The sequence below is a fragment of the Pseudonocardia sp. Ae505_Ps2 genome (assembly GCF_001932425.1).
Classification (GTDB): Bacteria; Actinomycetota; Actinomycetes; order Mycobacteriales; family Pseudonocardiaceae; genus Pseudonocardia.
Genome location: NZ_MCIP01000001.1, coordinates 123,623 through 138,539, shown reverse-complemented (window position 1 = coordinate 138,539; position 14,917 = coordinate 123,623). Strand labels below are relative to the sequence as shown.

The following is a 14,917-nucleotide window of genomic DNA, read 5'->3' as shown; positions in this document are numbered from 1 at the left end:
GCGGCACCCTCCACCCTGGCCCATCCGGCGCCCGCGTGCACCACCCCTCCGGACGGGGTCGATACGCTGGACCGACCATGAGTACTCCAGCCCAGGTCCGGGTGCGGTTCTCCCCGTCGCCCACCGGTACCCCGCACGTCGGTCTCATCCGCACCGCCCTGTTCAACTGGGCCCACGCCCGTCACCACGGTGGGGCACTGGTGTTCCGGATCGAGGACACCGACGCCTCCCGTGACTCCGACGAGTCCTACCGGTCCCTGCTCGACGCGCTGGAGTGGCTCGGCCTCGACTGGGACGAGGGCGTCGAGAAGGGCGGTCCGCACGGGCCGTACCGGCAGAGCGAGCGCGGCGAGGTCTACGCCGACGCGCTGCGCCGGCTGATCGACGGCGGGGAGGTCTACGAGTCCTTCCCCAGCGCCGAGGAGATCGAGGCCCGGCACCGCGCCGCGGGCCGCGACCCGAAGCTCGGCTACGACAACGCCGACCGCGACCTCACCGACGAGCAGCGCGCCGCCTTCCGTGCCGAGGGCCGGGCGCCGGTCTACCGGCTGCGCATGCCCGACCACGACATCACCTTCACCGACCTCGTCCGCGGCGAGATCACGTTCAAGGCCGGGCAGGTGCCCGACTTCGTGCTGGCCCGTGGTGACGGCACGCCGCTGTACCCGCTGACCAACCCGGTCGACGACGCGCTGATGGAGATCACGCACGTCCTGCGCGGGGAGGACCTGCTGGCGTCCACCCCGCGGCAGATCGCGCTGCTGGAGGCGCTGGCCCGGGTCGGCATCGGCCACGGCCCCTTCACCTATGCCCACCTCCCGCTGGTCACCGGTGAGGGCAGCCGCAAGCTGTCCAAGCGGGACCCGCAGTCGAACCTGTTCCACTACCGCGACCGCGGGTTCGTACCGGAGGGGCTGCTCAACTACCTCGCGTTGCTCGGCTGGTCGATCGCCGAGGACCGCGACGTGTTCTCCCTCGACGAGATGGTCGCCGCCTTCGACGTGTCCCGGGTGTCGAGCAACGCCGCCCGCTTCGACCTGAAGAAGGCCGAGGCGATCAACGCCGCGCACCTGCGCCTGCTCGCCCCCGACGACTTCGCCGAGCGGGTCGTGCCCTACCTCGCGGCCGAGGGGATCACCGACCCCGATCGCTCGGTGCTCGCCGCCGCCGCGCCGCTGGTGCAGGAGCGGAGCCAGGTCCTGTCCGACGCGGCCCGGATGCTGGCCTTCCTCTTCCGCGACGAGGAGGCCTTCACCCCCGACGACGACGCCGCCGCGAAGAACCTCGGCTCCGACGCGGCCCCGGTGCTGGAGGCCGCGGTCGCCGGGCTCGCGGACCTGCCGGAGTGGTCGGCCCCCGCGATCGAGGAGTCGCTCAAGACCTCGCTCGTGGACGGTCTGGAGCTCAAGCCGCGGAAGGCGTTCGCCCCCGTCCGCGTCGCGATCAGCGGCCGCACGGTGTCCCCCCCGCTCTACGAGAGCATGGAGCTGCTGGGCCGCGAGCGGTCGCTCGCCCGCCTGGGGGCCGGTGTCCGACGCTCCCGGAGCATGGGTTAGAGTACTGACATCAACGGAGAGCGGGCCTCGCTCCGGAACGAGGCCCGCTTTTCGATGGGGTATGGTGTAATTGGCAGCACGACTGATTCTGGTTCAGTTAGTCTAGGTTCGAGTCCTGGTACCCCAGCGGAAATCGCGACTTCTTCGGAATGACGATTTCTGACAATCGGCACGGTCTCGTCCAAGGTCCCGTCGTCTAGCGGCCTAGGACGCCGCCCTCTCAAGGCGGTAGCGCGGGTTCAAATCCCGTCGGGACTACCACGGACTCCATGCGCAGGGGTCCGCAATCGAGACCGAGCCGACTGTCCTGGTCCCGTCGTCTAGCGGCCTAGGACGCCGCCCTCTCAAGGCGGTAGCGCGGGTTCAAATCCCGTCGGGACTACTCCACGAAGGCCCCGCTCTCCGGAGCGGGGCCTTCGTCGTGTCCGGGTCAGGTCGCGCCGAGCAGCCCGGGGAGCCGGTCGGTCGGTCACGACGGTGCTCCTTCCGGCCCGGCGAGCCGGGCCAGTGAACGGTCGGCGAGGGTGAGCAGGACGAACAGCGTCGAGGCGACGAGCATCACCGCGGCGAGGACCGGCAGGCCGTCGCCCGCCGTACTGCCGCCGAAGGCGATCCCGCCCGCGGCCGAGGCGGCGATGGCGCCCAGGTAGAAGAAGGTGCGCATTAGCCCGGCCGAGGACGCGACCCGCTCCGGGTCGGCCTGCCGGTAGACCGCGTTCTGCACGGCGAGGTTGTTCAGGCCCTGCGGCAGCCCGGCGAGCAGCGCGACCACGACGATGACCCAGACAGGGCTGGCCGGCCCGAGGGCGAACAGCAGGGCGGCGAGCAGCACCTGCGCCACCCCGCCGACGAGCAGCTTGCCCCGGATCGCGCGCCGCCTGCCGGTCAGCGCGGTCACCCCGATCCCGGTGACGAAGATCGGCAGCAGGACCAGCCCGGCCGTCGCGGGGGTGAGCCCGCGGCCCTGCTCCAGCCACTGGGTGAAGCCGTAGAGCACGCAGTAGGACACGGTCGCGGTGAGCAGCGCCCGGACGAACGTCAGCAGCAGCGGCAGGTTCCCGCCGAGCACCCGCAGGTCCAGGAACGGCTCGGGGGTCCGCAGCTCGCGCACCACCAGCCCCGCCCCGGCGGCGACGGCCACCAGCGCGGGGGCGACCGCGCCGGCGTCGGGGTGCAGCAGGGCGAGCAGCAGCGCGACGGTGGTGACCGCGAACAGCGCGATGCCCGGCGGGTCGACCCGGCGCAGCGCGGCCCGCACGCCCCGGTGGGCGACCCGGGTACGGGGGAGCCGCAGCGCACCGAGCACCAGGCACAGCAGGGCCAGCGGGATGTTCACCACGAACACCGCCCGCCAGCCCGAGACCCCGAGGAGCAGACCTCCCAGGCTCGGCCCGACGACGGCGATCGTCGACGTCGCGATCGAGAGCACCGTCAGCACGCCCTCCGGGCTGTCGGTGCCGGTGCGGTCGGCCTCGCCGCGGATCAGCGCCATCGCCGCCGGGTAGCCCGCACACGTCCCGAGCCCGATGACGACCCGCCCCGCGACCAGCCACCAGATGTCCGGGGCGAGCGCTCCGAGGGCCCCGCCGACACCGACCAGCACGGCGCCGGCCAGGTAGAGCGGCCGCGGCCCGTACAGGTCGACCAGGCGTCCGGTGACGGGCTGGCCGACCGCGGTCGCGAGGTAGAGCCCGGACACCAGCCAGGCGGTCTCGGTCGCGGGGGCCCCGAGGGCGAGCCCGATCGGCACCAGCGCGACCGCGATCAGCGACGAGTTCACCGGGTTCAGCACGGCCCCGCCGATCATGGGGAGGAGCAGCCGGCGGTCGAACGTGGACGGCCCGGTACGGCGGCCCCGGCGCGGCGTCATCGCTCGGTCACCCGTTCCAGCAGCCGCATGGCCTTGTCGACGGTGCGCAGCTCGTCGGCGCTGAGCCGGTCGGCGAGCGCCCCGGCGAGCCAGTCCTCGCCGGCGGACCGGGCGTCGGCGGTGAACCGCCGGCCGAGGTCGGTGGCCGAGACGATCTGCCGGCGCCCGTCGGACGGATCCGGGCGGCGCTCGACCATGCCCCGCTCCTCCAGGGCGGCGATCGACATCGCGACCGACTGCGGGCGGACGCCCTCCGCGGCGGCGAGTGCGGCGGCGGTGCTGGGGCCACCGCGGTCGAGGCGGCCGAGCAGCGCGATCTGCGACGCCGTCAGCTGGTCGCGGTCGTAGTGCTCGCGCATGCGGCGGCGCAGCCGGCCGACGCCGATCCGGACCGCGCGGGCAGTGGAGGCGGCGGTCCCCGTAGGTGGTTGCGACATGCAACCCACGATAGGTCGACAGTCCGGATTAATCAATCCAAACTGTCGATCTGTCGGTGGGATCAGGTTCCCGGCGGGACCGGGTTCCCCTCCGGCGGGTTCGGCGTCGAGCTGCTCGGCGGGGGCGGTGCCGAGGACGACGAGGACGACGAGCTCGGCGGAGGCGGAGCGGACGTCGTGGTGATGACGACCGGCGGCGGCTCGGGGATCGGCGCGTCGGTCGTCGTCGGGACGGCCTCGGTCGGCCGCTCCCGGGTCCGTTCCGGCTGTCGCACCGGCTCGTGATCGACGGTCGTCGGGGGCGGGGCCTGGGTCGTCGTCGGGATCGCCGGCAGCTCGGGCGTCGCGTTGCTGATCGTGCGGTCCTGCGGCCAGAAGAACACCGTGCCCAGCACGGCCAGCGCCGCGACGACCCCGCCGGCGCCGATGAGCAGCGCGGGGGAGCGGCGGACGGGTGCCGGCCCGGGGGCGATGGTGGTCTCGCCGTCGTCGTAACCGCCGTACCCGCCGTAGCCGTGCACGGCGGTCTGGTCGTAGCCCACCGGCGGGACGACGGGGAGGCGGTCGGTGGGCGGGTCGGCGCGGGCGCTCTCCAGGTAGGCGGTGCGGTCGCCGTCGAGCTGGGTCGTGCCGCCGGTCGGCATCCGGTCGGTGACCGGGTCCGGGTTCTCCCAGGGCAGCGGGCCGGGGTCGGGGGCCAGCGCGAGACCGCTGCTCGTCGACACCGCGCCGAACCCGCCCGAGCCGGTGCCGGGCACGGGGTCGGGCGGTCCGAGCGCGACGACGGCGCCCTTCGCGATGGTGTTCTTCGGGTCCGCGTCGACCTGTACGGGACGTCCGAGGCCGGTGGAGACCAGCTCGGCGACCAGCGGGACCCGCGAGGACCCGCCGCCGAGCAGCACCACCGACGGCCCGGAGGCGGCCAGCCCGGCCGAGGCGATCGCGCGCTGCAACGCCTCGACCGACTCCTCCAGGCGGGGCCGGATGCGCTCCTCGAAGTCGCTGCGGTGCAGGCGCACCGTCGTGCGGACCTCGCCGAGCCACACCGGGATCGAGACCTCGGTGTCGGCCGACAGGGCCTCCTTGGCCTCGCGGCAGTCGCGGCGCAGCCGGGCCATCGCGGACAGGGCGTTCGGGTCGGTCTCGTCGAGGCCCTCGAAGGCGGCCGGGACGGCGTCGCGCACGTGGTCGACGACGGCCTGGTCGAAGTCGGCGCTGCCCAGCTGCTCGACACCCTCGGGCCTGCCGAGCAGGGTGAACCCGCCGCCCGCGGCCTCCTTGCGGACGACGGCGGCGTCGAAGGTGCCGCCGCCGAGGTCGTAGACGGCGACCGTCGCGCCGGGCTCGACCCGCTCGTTCGTCGCGTAGTGCAGGGCGGCGGCCTGCGGCTCGGTGAGGAAGGTGACGGTCAGGCCGCGCTCGGCCAGGGCGGCGGCGAACAGGTCGCACTTGTGCATTCCCCAGGACGCCGGGTGGGTCACCGCGATGCGGTCGGGTGCGCCGCCCTCGGTGCGTGCGACGACGTCGACGACGTGCTCGGCCAGCAGCGCGGACAGCTGCTCGGGGGCGAAGGACTGCTCACCCAGCGGGATCGGCGTCGGGTCGCCGATGCGCCGCTTGAACTCGCGTGCGACGCGGTCCGGCTCGGTCAGGGCCCGGCGTTCGGCGGCATCGCCGAACAGCAGCCCGCCGTCCGGTGCCACGTAGACCACGGACGGGATGTCGACCGAGTGGTCACCGAGCGTGACCATCTCGACGGTGCCAGCGTGGATGACCGCGGCCGCCGTCCGAGTGGTGCCGACGTCGATGCCCAGCAGGTAACCCATCGTCTCCCCGGTGTGCCGACCATGTCCGAAGGGTCCGGCCCGGTGCCGGACCACCACACGGTAGTGGAGCCCGGAACCACGACCTCGACCGACTCGGGACGTGGGAGGGGGTGCGGCTCGGCAGGGGCGCCCCCTAGACGAGCCGGTGCTGCAGGGCGTCCGCGGCGGCCAGCAGGTCGGCGGCCCAGCGGACCCCCGGCCGGCGCCCGATCCGGTCCACCGGTCCCGACACCGAGACCGCGGCGACGACCTGGCCCGCCGCGTCGCGCACCGGGGCCGACACCGACGCCACACCGGCCTCCCGTTCGGCGACGCTCTGTGCCCAGCCGCGGCGGCGGACGTCGACGAGGACGCGTTCGGAGAAGCTGGCGTCGGCAAGGATGAGGCGCTGGGTGGCCGGGTCGCACCAGGCGGCGAGCACCTTGGCCCCCGAGCCCGCGGTCATCGGCAGCCGGGAGCCGACGGGCACGGTGTCGCGCAGCCCGGACGGCGGCTCGGCGTGCGCGATGCAGATCCGGTGGATCCCGTCGCGGCGGTAGAGCTGCACGCTCTCGCCGGTGATGTCGCGCAGCCGGGGCAGGACCGCGGCCGCGGCGTCGAGCAGCGGGTCCGGCCGCCCGCCGGCGAGCTGGCCGAGGGTGGGGCCGGGGTGCCAGCGCCCGTCCGGGGTGCGCAGCAGCATCCCGTGTGCCTCCAGGCCGACGGCGAGCCGGTGCGCCGTCGCCCGGGGCAGCCCGGTGCGCTCACAGAGCTCCGCCAGGCCACACGGCCCCTCCGCCGTCGCCCGGAGAACCCCCACGGCCTTGTCGAGCACGCCGATCCCGCTAGACTGTCCCACGTTCCGACACTAACTTCCCACGATCTGGGAAGTCCACCGCGATCAGATCACAGAGGGAGGCGGGCGTGACCACCGCAGACAAGCCGCGCACGCTGGCCGAGAAGGTCTGGGACCGGCATCTCGTCCGCAAGGGCGAGGGTGACGAGCCCGACCTGCTCTACATCGACCTGCACCTGGTGCACGAGGTCACGAGTCCGCAGGCGTTCGACGGTCTCCGGCTCGCCGGCCGCCCGGTCCGGCGTCCGGACCTCACCATCGCGACCGAGGACCACAACGTCCCCACCCTCGACGTGCTCGCCCCGATCGCGGACGAGGTGTCGCGGGTCCAGGTGGAGACCCTACGGCGCAACTGCGCGGAGTTTGGCGTCCGGCTGCACCCGATGAACGACCCCGAGCAGGGGATCGTGCACGTGGTCGGCCCGCAGCTGGGGCTGACCCAGCCGGGCACCACGGTGGTCTGCGGGGACTCCCACACCTCCACCCACGGCGCGTTCGGCGCGATGGCCTTCGGCATCGGCACCTCCGAGGTCGAGCACGTGCTCGCCACCCAGACGCTGCCGCTCAAGCCGTTCCGCACGATGGCGATCGAGGTGACCAGCTCCGACGGCACACTGCGTCCGGGCGTCACCTCCAAGGACGTCATCCTCGCGGTGATCGCGAAGATCGGCACCGGCGGTGGACAGGGCCACGTGCTGGAGTACCGGGGCAACGTCATCGAGAACCTCTCGATGGAGGCCCGGATGACGATCTGCAACATGTCGATCGAGGCCGGTGCCCGCGCGGGCATGATCGCCCCCGACGAGACGACCTTCGCCTACCTGAAGGGCCGCGAGCACGCCCCCGCCGGCGACGACTGGGACGCCGCGGTGGCCGACTGGCGCACCCTGCGCACCGACGACGGCGCGGAGTTCGACCGGGTCGTGCACATCGACGCCGACGAGCTCACCCCGTTCGTCACCTGGGGCACCAACCCCGGGCAGGGCCTGCCGCTGGGCGAGTCGGTGCCGGACCCGGCCGCCATCACCGACGACGGTGAGCGCGCCGCGGTGGAGAAGGCGCTGTCCTACATGGGCCTGACCGGCGGGACCCCGCTGCGCGAGGTGCCGGTCGACGCGGTCTTCGTCGGGTCCTGCACCAACGGCCGGATCGAGGACCTCCGCTCGGTGGCCGATGTGCTGAACGGGCGCACGGTCGCGAAGGGCGTGCGGATGCTCGTCGTCCCGGGGTCGATGCGGGTCCGCTTCCAGGCCGAGGAGGAGGGGCTGGACAAGGTCTTCCTCGACGCCGGCGCGGAGTGGCGCTCGGCGGGCTGTTCGATGTGTCTGGGCATGAACCCCGACCAGCTCGCGCCCGGCGAGCGCTGTGCGTCGACCTCGAACCGCAACTTCGAGGGGCGGCAGGGCAAGGGCGGTCGTACCCACCTGGTGTCGCCGCTCGTCGCGGCCGCGACGGCCGTGCGCGGCACCCTGAGCAGCCCGGAGGACCTGGACTGATGGAGAAGTTCGAGACCCACACCGGGATCGGCGTGCCGCTGCGCCTGTCCAACGTGGACACCGACCAGATCATCCCGGCGGTCTACCTCAAGCGGGTCACCCGCACCGGCTTCGAGGACGGCCTGTTCTCGGCCTGGCGCCAGGACCCGTCGTTCGTGCTCAACACCGAGCCCTACGCCCGCGGGTCGGTCCTCGTCGCCGGACCGGACTTCGGCACCGGGTCCTCGCGCGAGCACGCCGTCTGGGCGCTGATGGACTACGGCTTCCGGGTCGTCATCTCCTCGCGGTTCGCCGACATCTTCCGCGGCAACTCGGCGAAGGCCGGTCTGGTGGCGGCCCAGGTCGCCCAGCCCGACGTCGAGCTGCTCTGGAAGAAGCTGGAGAACGAGCCCGGCACGCAGGTCACCGTCGACCTCGGCGAGAAGACCGTGCAGGCCGGCGACCTGACCGTGCCGTTCGAGATCGACGACTACGCCCGGTGGCGGCTGCGCGAGGGCCTCGACGACATCGGACTCACGCTGCGGCACGAGGCCGACATCACCGCGTTCGAGGGAACCCGGCCCGCCCGGATGCCACGCACGCTGGCCTGAACCGAACACGGGTGGTCACCATGACCTGACAGAAGTCGTGGTGATCACCCGTTCGGACCTGTACCAATGGAGGGTATGCGACCTGGACTCGCGCCGGGATCTGGTGCGCGGCAGGGCGCAGCCCTACCTTTCGTGACCATGAACAAGGCTCAGCTCGTCGACGCGCTGACCGCCCGGCTCGGAGACCGTCGTGCCGCCACGGCGGCCGTCGACGCGATGGTCGACGTGATCGTGGACGCGGTCGGCCGCGGTGAGACCGTCACCCTGACCGGGTTCGGGGTGTTCGAGCCGCGTCGACGTGCTCCTCGCACCGCCCGCAACCCACGCACCGGGGAGACGGTGCCCGTCGGGGAGACCGTGGTGCCGTCGTTCCGGCCGGGTGCGGCCTTCAAGGAGCGGGTGGCCGCCAGCGAGGCCGCCGCCGCGAACGCGACCAGCGCCCCCCGCCGCGCCGAGCGGGCCGCCCCGGCCGCCGCAGCCGCCCCGGCCGCCCCGGCCGCCGCAGCCGCTCCGGCTGGCGGAGCCCCTTCGGCCGGCGGCGCCGCCCCCGGGAAGAAGACGGCCGCTCCGGCGAAGAAGACGGCTGCCCCGGCGAGGACAGCAGCTGCCCCGGAGAAGAAGCCGGCCGCTTCCGCGAAGAAGGGGGCTGCTGCGGAGAAGAAGCCGGCCCGACGGAAGACCGCCGCGGAGAAGTAACCGCACCCCCGCGCTCCCCGCCCCACCCGCCCAGCGCTGCCTGCGCGTGTCGATCAGTACATGAGTGCTGTTCGAGCGGGTGCGGACAGCGCTCATGTACTGATCGACGGGCTTCCGACGGTGTGCGCCCTGGGATCGGGGTGGCCCGGCGAGCGCGCCGGTGTGGGCGGGTCGAGCTGGGTGGGGGCAGCCAGGCGGTTCCGGGCCGGTGGCGTCGCGTGCGGCTCGCTCCTGTCCCGCGGTGCTGCCCGACCGAGCCGGCGCCGGTGCGGGTCAGCGGGACGCGAGGCGGGTCCGTTGGGCGAGCAGGGCACGGACCGTCCTGACGGTGCGCCGGGCGTTGCGGGTGAGGCCGTCGGCGGTGATCCGCAGGGTCTGCCATCCCAGCGCCGCGGTGCGGGCGTTGCGGACGCGGTCGAGCGGGTCGTCGTGCTCCGCGCCGTCGTACTCGATCGCCAGCAGGGCGTCGGGGTAGGCCAGGTCGAACCGCACCCAGGGGCGGCCCCGGTCGTCGTACAGCGGGAACTGGACCTGTGGGACCGGGAGCCCGGAGAGCACGAGCAGCAGCCGTAGCCGGGTCTCGGGCGGGGACTCCGCACGCGGGTCGGCGAGCGCGACGACCCGGTCGAGTCGGGCCGAGCCCCGCACGTGCGGGTACAGCGAGCGCAGGACCAGCAGGTCGGCGGGGTCGAAGCCGGGACACGGCACCCGCATCCGGGACAGCTTCCGCTGCTCGGGTGCCGGTGTGTCCCGCAGCGGGACGAACACCGGCCGGTCCCGCCTCCGGGCGGCGAGCGCGTCGAGGGCGACGACGGCGTCGACGAGTTCGAGTCGCCGGCACAGCTCCCACGCCGTGGCGCGGGGCGAGGTGACCCGGACGCCGTCGCAGAGCCCGGGTTCGAGCGGGACGCCCTGGTGGGCGAGCAGGTCCGGGCGGGGCCGGATCCGCCGTGGCGCGACGAGCTCGGCCGGTGCACCCCATGGTCCGCAGGACGCGCCGAGGATCTCGGCCGCCGAGTAGGCCGACGCCGCCCCGAGCGGCCCGGCGTAGATCGATGCGGCCCGGGCCCGGAGCACCGGCGTCACGGGGACCGCGGCGGACGCGTACACGTCGGGGAACAGGCGCACGAACCGTGGCCCGCGCAGCCGCGCCGGCGTGACGATCCCGCGCGCGACGGCGTCCGACCCCCGGAACGGCTCCTCCACCCGCGCACCCTGCACCTCTGCCCACCTCCGCCGGGCCGGAACCGGTGCGCCCGTTCGCGATCGCACACCCCGACGCGAGGAGGGCACCTCCCGGACCCGGGGTCGATCAGCACACCAGTGTTGTCGATCCGGGCCCGAACAGCACTCAGGTGCTGATCGACGAGTGGTGCGGCACCGGGGATGCCGGGAGGCGGGCGGAGCGGGACGGCGAGGCGGGTCAGGCCGGCGGGCGGCGGTAGTAGTCGGCCGACAGCAGGGCGCCGTCGTCGCCGAAGCCCAGGACCCAGGTGCTGGCCTTGTGCGAGGGCAGGTCGGGGTCGGGGGACCTCCCCGCGTCGGCCAGCAGGTGCCCGACGACGTCCGGGATGACCCCGCCCTGGCTGCACAGCAGCGTCACGCCGGGCTGGGCCGCGAGGGTGCGGAAACGGGCCAGGCCGTCGGCGGGTGAGACCCAGTAGCCGTGCTCGCCCAGCAGCGGCTCCACGTCCGGCTCGCCCGCACCGGACGCCCGTGCGTAGGGCTCGATCGTCTGGCCGCAGCGCAGCGGCGGGGCGGTCGCGAGCCGGTCCGGGCCGAAGCGGGCGAGGAAGTCCGCGAGCCGGTCGGCCTGGGTGAACCCGGTGCCGGAGAGGGGGCGCAGGTCGTCGTCGCCCTCCCAGGCGGTCCGGCTGCCCGCCTTGGCGTGCCGCACGAGCACCACCGTCGACGACGGCGGCCCCACCTGGTCGAGCCGGTCCAGCAGTTCGGCGTCGGCCGGGCGGCTGAGCAGCGTGGCGGCCTCGTCGCGGGGCAGCCACCTCAGCTCGTCGGTCTCGTCGGTGGCGGTGAAGCCGGGGTCGCGGACGACCTCGGCGGCCCAGTAGTGCACGACCTTGTGGCCCTTGCCGGGCACGTCGTACGCGGTGTGGCCGAGCCGCGCGCCGAGGCGGCACTCCAGGTGCGCCTCCTCGACGGTCTCGCGCAGCGCGGTCGACGTCAGCGCCTCGCCCGGGTCCTGGTGGCCCTTGGGCCAGGACCAGTCGTCGTAGCGGGGGCGGTGGACCAGGGCCACCTCGACGGTGCCGTCGTCCGCGCGGCGCCACGGCACCGTCCCGGCCGCGACGACGTCGGCGATCCCCGCCGGGTCGACCTCGGCCCCGTCGGTCCGGAACTGCGCGGAGAGCATCAGTCCTCGCTCTTCCCTCGCCGGGAGTTCATCATCTCCACCTGGTGGTCGCGGACACGGATGTTCTCCGATCCCGGCGCGGGCGACGGCGACCAGGTCCCGTCCGGGCCGAGCGTCCAGCAGCGCGTCGCCGGGTCCAGGCAGGAGTCGAACATCGCGCCGAGCTGGTCGGCGAGCTTCGGGTCGGCGACCCGCAGCATCACCTCGACCCGGCGGTCCAGGTTGCGGTGCATCATGTCCGCCGAGCCGATCCAGTACTCGTCGGCCGAGCCGAAGTGCAGCACCCGGGAGTGCTCCAGGAACGGCCCGAGGATCGACCGGACGGTGATGTTCTCGCTGAGCCCCGGCCGCCCGGGGACGATCGCGCAGATGCCGCGCACCACGATGTCGACCGGCACCCCCGCCTGCGACGCCCGGTAGCAGGCGTCGATGATCGCCTCGTCGACGAGCGAGTTCGCCTTGATCTGCACCCGCGCGCCGGCCTCGCCGGACAGGTGCGCCTCGATCTCGTCGTCGATGCGGCGGACGATGCCGCGGCGGATCCCGTACGGCGCCACGAGCAGGCTCCGGTAGGAGGTCTGCCGCGAGTAGCCGGTGAGGGAGTTGAACAGGTCGGTGAGGTCCGCGCCGATCGTCGGGTCGGCGGTGAGCACGCCGACGTCCTCGTAGAGCCGCGCGGTCTTCGGGTTGTAGTTGCCGGTGCCGATGTGGCAGTACCGACGGATCTCCGACCCCTCCTGGCGCACGACCAGGCAGGTCTTGCAGTGCGTCTTGAGCCCGACGAGGCCGTAGACGACGTGCACGCCGGCCTTCTCCAGCTCGCGCGCCCAGCGGATGTTGGCCTGCTCGTCGAACCGGGCCTTGATCTCCACCAGGGCGACGACCTGCTTGCCCGCCTCGGCGGCGTCGATCAGCGCGTTGACGATCGGGGAGTCGCCGGAGGTGCGGTACAGGGTCTGCTTGATCGCGAGCACGTTCGGGTCCGCGGCGGCCTGCTCGATGAAGCGCTGCACCGAGGTCGAGAACGAGTCGTAGGGGTGGTGCACGAGCACGTCGCCCTCGCGCAGCGTCGCGAACACGCTGCGGGGGGTCTCCCGCTCGGCGAACGCGGGGTGCGTCGCGGGGCGGAACGGCTCGTCCTTCAGGTCGGGGCGGTTGACCCCGTGCACCTGCCACAGGCTGGTGAGGTCGAGCAGCCCGGGGACGGTGACGACGTCGTTGGGATCGACGTCGAGCTCGCGCAGCAGCAGCTCCAGCACGTGCTCGGACATCGTGTCGAGCACCTCGAGGCGCACCGGCGGCCCGAACCGGCGCCGGGCGAGCTCGCGCTCCAGGGCCTGCAGGAGGTCCTCGTCGCGGTCCTCCTCGACCTCGAGGTCGGCGTTGCGGGTGACCCGGAACGGATGGACCTCGGTGACCTCCATGCCGGTGAACAGGTCACCGAGGTGCGCGGAGATCAGGTCCTCGATCGGCAGGAACGTGCACTGCCGGTTCCCGGCGCGGGTGTCGGTGTCCGGCGGGTCGACCGACACCAGCCGCGGCACGTTGTTCGGAACCTTCACCCGGGCGAAGCGTTCGGTCCGGCCCTCCGGGTCACGGACGGTCACCGCCAGGTTCAGCGACAGCCCGGAGATGTAGGGGAACGGGTGCGCCGGGTCGACCGCGAGCGGGGTGAGCACCGGGAACACTGTCTCGGTGAAGTAGTCCGACAGGCGCAGGCGCTCGGCGTCGGTCAGGTCCTCCCAGCTGCGCAGGTGGATGCCGGCCGCGTCGAGCTCGGGGAGCAGCTCGTCCATGAACACCTCGGCGTGCGCCCGCGACAGCGCGCGGCTCCGCTCGGTGATCCGGGCCAGCTGCTGGCGCGGGGTGAGGCCGTCGGCGCTGCGCACGGACAGGCCGGTCTCGTCGCGGCGCTTCAGGCCCGCGACCCGGACCATGTAGAACTCGTCGAGGTTGGAGGCGAAGATCGCGAGGAACTTCGCGCGCTCCAGCAGCGGCTGGCTGGAGTCCTCGGCCAGGGCCAGCACGCGGGCGTTGAAGTCGAGCCAGGACAGCTCGCGGTTGAGGTAGCGGTCCTCGGGGAGCAGCTCGCCCATCGTCGACGCCGGGGTGGTCGCCCCCGCGGGCGGCGCGATCGGGGCCGCCCCCTGGCTCGGCGACGGCGTGGCGGCCGGCGGGGCGGGCGGTGCCGCGGGACCCGAGGGCGCGTGCTGCTGGGCCGGGATCTCCGCGGACGGTGCCTGGTCGGCGACGCTGCGGCTCGCGGTGTGCAACCGCCGCGACGCCGGCCGCGGGGCACGGCGCGCCGCCGTCCGGGGACGGCCGCCCGGGTGCGCGGAGGTGCCGTTCCGTCCGTCCGGGGTCGCCGAGTCGTCGCTCACGTCACGATTGTTTCGTACCGCTCCGCAACCGTCCACGGGGACACGGCCCCGGCCGACGACGTCACGTACGTGGCCTGCCACACCGTCACGTACGTGGTGTGCCACACCGTCGGGCGACGGCCTCCCCCGGCGGGTGACATCCGGGTGGGCGGGGTACGGCGGGGGGTCCGTGCCGGGCGTCGACCACGGCCCGGGTCCACGCCCCCACCCCGAGGGCGACGGCGTCGTCGAGGTCGGCGGCGGTGTCGACGTCGCGGCGCAGACCGGGACGGTCACCGGGCAGCGGCCGGGCCCCGGAGGCACGGTGCCGGGCGGCCGACCCGCGGCCGAAGTGCGGGTCGAGGTCCTGCCCCGGGGCGACCAGCAGCAGCGTGGTGCCCTCGCCGGGCGCGTCGGGCTGGAAGGCGCGGGTCGCGCCGCCGTCGAACAGCACGGCGGCCGCGGCGACGGCGGCGTCGAGCTCGGCCGGGCGCAGGGCGGGCAGGTCGGCCTGCAGCGCCCCCAGCGCGACGTGCGGGTCGCGCGAGCGCAGCAGCGCGGCACCGTGGCGCAGCGCGCCGTTGAGCCTGCGCCCGGGGTCGGTGACGACCTCGGCGCCGAGCGCGCCGACCTCCACCGCCACCGCCGGGTCCGAGGAGATCACCAGCACGTGCCGGACCGCCGTCGCGGCGACGGCGGCGGCGACCGTGTCGCGGGCCAGGGCCAGCGCGAGCCGCTGGTGCGCGCCGAGATCACCCACCCCGCCGTCGGCGGCACCACGCAACCGGGTCTTCGCGCGGGGCAGCGGCTTCACCGGCACCACCAGGTCCACCCGCAGGGTCACGGCCCCAGTCTGGCACCCCGCGTGACAGCGTGGGGC

At 74.0% G+C, this 14,917-nt stretch carries 12 protein-coding genes and 3 tRNA genes; 7 read left to right on the top strand and 8 right to left on the bottom strand.

From position 1 onward, the window contains the following. Positions 1 to 77: 77 nt before the first annotated feature. The 4 genes from gltX to Ae505Ps2_RS00645 all read left to right on the top strand — a co-directional run bounded on the left by gltX (position 78) and on the right by Ae505Ps2_RS00645 (position 1,938). A complete protein-coding gene (gene gltX, locus Ae505Ps2_RS00660) occupies positions 78 to 1,556 on the top strand; it encodes a glutamate--tRNA ligase (protein ID WP_075553325.1) in 1,479 nt (492 codons plus the stop codon). A gap of 55 nt (positions 1,557 to 1,611) precedes the next feature. After that, positions 1,612 to 1,683, top strand: a tRNA-Gln gene (locus tag Ae505Ps2_RS00655). A gap of 58 nt (positions 1,684 to 1,741) precedes the next feature. Further along, a tRNA-Glu gene (locus Ae505Ps2_RS00650) sits at positions 1,742 to 1,817 on the top strand. 48 nt (positions 1,818 to 1,865) lie between these two features. Continuing rightward, a tRNA-Glu gene (locus tag Ae505Ps2_RS00645) sits at positions 1,866 to 1,938 on the top strand. 87 nt (positions 1,939 to 2,025) lie between these two features. On the opposite strand, the gene Ae505Ps2_RS00640 is transcribed toward Ae505Ps2_RS00645, so the two are convergent. The 4 genes from Ae505Ps2_RS00640 to Ae505Ps2_RS00625 all read right to left on the bottom strand — a co-directional run bounded on the left by Ae505Ps2_RS00640 (position 2,026) and on the right by Ae505Ps2_RS00625 (position 6,527). Further along, the gene (locus Ae505Ps2_RS00640) at positions 2,026 to 3,426 is read right to left on the bottom strand and encodes an MFS transporter (RefSeq protein WP_075310678.1); all 1,401 of its coding nucleotides are present in this window, start codon (positions 3,424 to 3,426) and stop codon (positions 2,026 to 2,028) included. Continuing rightward, on the bottom strand, positions 3,423 to 3,863 hold the full coding sequence (locus tag Ae505Ps2_RS00635) for a MarR family winged helix-turn-helix transcriptional regulator (RefSeq protein WP_075553324.1): 441 nt from the start codon (positions 3,861 to 3,863) through the stop codon (positions 3,423 to 3,425). The genes Ae505Ps2_RS00640 and Ae505Ps2_RS00635 overlap by 4 nt, the downstream gene beginning before the upstream one ends. Positions 3,864 to 3,925: 62 nt before the next feature. Then, positions 3,926 to 5,689, bottom strand: coding sequence for an Hsp70 family protein (locus Ae505Ps2_RS00630; RefSeq protein WP_075554151.1), 1,764 nt, complete (start codon positions 5,687 to 5,689; stop codon positions 3,926 to 3,928). A gap of 133 nt (positions 5,690 to 5,822) precedes the next feature. Next, positions 5,823 to 6,527 (bottom strand): IclR family transcriptional regulator, encoded by a 705-nt coding sequence (locus tag Ae505Ps2_RS00625; RefSeq protein WP_051050238.1) that lies wholly within the window; start codon positions 6,525 to 6,527, stop codon positions 5,823 to 5,825. A 65-nt stretch (positions 6,528 to 6,592) separates the two neighbouring features. On the opposite strand from Ae505Ps2_RS00625, the gene leuC reads away from it, so the two are divergent. The 3 genes from leuC to Ae505Ps2_RS00610 all read left to right on the top strand — a co-directional run bounded on the left by leuC (position 6,593) and on the right by Ae505Ps2_RS00610 (position 9,306). Next, positions 6,593 to 8,020, top strand: coding sequence for a 3-isopropylmalate dehydratase large subunit (leuC, locus tag Ae505Ps2_RS00620; RefSeq protein WP_020625106.1), 1,428 nt, complete (start codon positions 6,593 to 6,595; stop codon positions 8,018 to 8,020). Continuing rightward, a complete protein-coding gene (leuD, locus tag Ae505Ps2_RS00615) occupies positions 8,020 to 8,610 on the top strand; it encodes a 3-isopropylmalate dehydratase small subunit (protein WP_020625107.1) in 591 nt (196 codons plus the stop codon). Before leuC ends, leuD begins: the two co-directional genes overlap by 1 nt. A 138-nt stretch (positions 8,611 to 8,748) precedes the next feature. Next, a complete protein-coding gene (locus tag Ae505Ps2_RS00610; RefSeq protein ID WP_075310682.1) occupies positions 8,749 to 9,306 on the top strand; it encodes an HU family DNA-binding protein in 558 nt (185 codons plus the stop codon). A gap of 273 nt (positions 9,307 to 9,579) precedes the next feature. Here Ae505Ps2_RS00610 and Ae505Ps2_RS00605 read toward each other — a convergent pair whose 3' ends face one another. The 4 genes from Ae505Ps2_RS00605 to cofC form a co-directional block, all read right to left on the bottom strand. Further along, positions 9,580 to 10,512: a hypothetical protein gene (locus Ae505Ps2_RS00605; protein ID WP_139318951.1), complete on the bottom strand. Its 933-nt coding sequence runs from the start codon at positions 10,510 to 10,512 to the stop codon at positions 9,580 to 9,582. Between the two features lie 217 nt (positions 10,513 to 10,729). Next, positions 10,730 to 11,677 (bottom strand): NUDIX hydrolase, encoded by a 948-nt coding sequence (locus Ae505Ps2_RS00600; RefSeq protein WP_075553323.1) that lies wholly within the window; start codon positions 11,675 to 11,677, stop codon positions 10,730 to 10,732. Further along, entirely contained in the window at positions 11,677 to 14,058 is a 2,382-nt protein-coding gene (locus Ae505Ps2_RS00595) for an RNA degradosome polyphosphate kinase (protein ID WP_233147639.1), read from the bottom strand. Before Ae505Ps2_RS00595 ends, Ae505Ps2_RS00600 begins: the two co-directional genes overlap by 1 nt. An 85-nt stretch (positions 14,059 to 14,143) precedes the next feature. Continuing rightward, positions 14,144 to 14,881, bottom strand: coding sequence for a 2-phospho-L-lactate guanylyltransferase (gene cofC / locus Ae505Ps2_RS00590; protein ID WP_075310688.1), 738 nt, complete (start codon positions 14,879 to 14,881; stop codon positions 14,144 to 14,146). Positions 14,882 to 14,917 lie beyond the last annotated feature (36 nt).

What these genes read in the sequence shown, in the direction of transcription:
- Ae505Ps2_RS00640 (WP_075310678.1), bottom strand. Translation starts at nt 3,426, where the DNA reads ATGACGCCGCGCCGGGGCCGCCGTACCGGGCCGTCCACGTTCGACCGC.
- leuD (WP_020625107.1), top strand. Translation starts at nt 8,020, where the DNA reads ATGGAGAAGTTCGAGACCCACACCGGGATCGGCGTGCCGCTGCGCCTG.
- Ae505Ps2_RS00600 (WP_075553323.1), bottom strand. Translation starts at nt 11,677, where the DNA reads ATGCTCTCCGCGCAGTTCCGGACCGACGGGGCCGAGGTCGACCCGGCG.
- Ae505Ps2_RS00630 (WP_075554151.1), bottom strand. Translation starts at nt 5,689, where the DNA reads ATGGGTTACCTGCTGGGCATCGACGTCGGCACCACTCGGACGGCGGCC.
- Ae505Ps2_RS00610 (WP_075310682.1), top strand. Translation starts at nt 8,749, where the DNA reads ATGAACAAGGCTCAGCTCGTCGACGCGCTGACCGCCCGGCTCGGAGAC.
- gltX (WP_075553325.1), top strand. Translation starts at nt 78, where the DNA reads ATGAGTACTCCAGCCCAGGTCCGGGTGCGGTTCTCCCCGTCGCCCACC.
- Ae505Ps2_RS00635 (WP_075553324.1), bottom strand. Translation starts at nt 3,863, where the DNA reads ATGTCGCAACCACCTACGGGGACCGCCGCCTCCACTGCCCGCGCGGTC.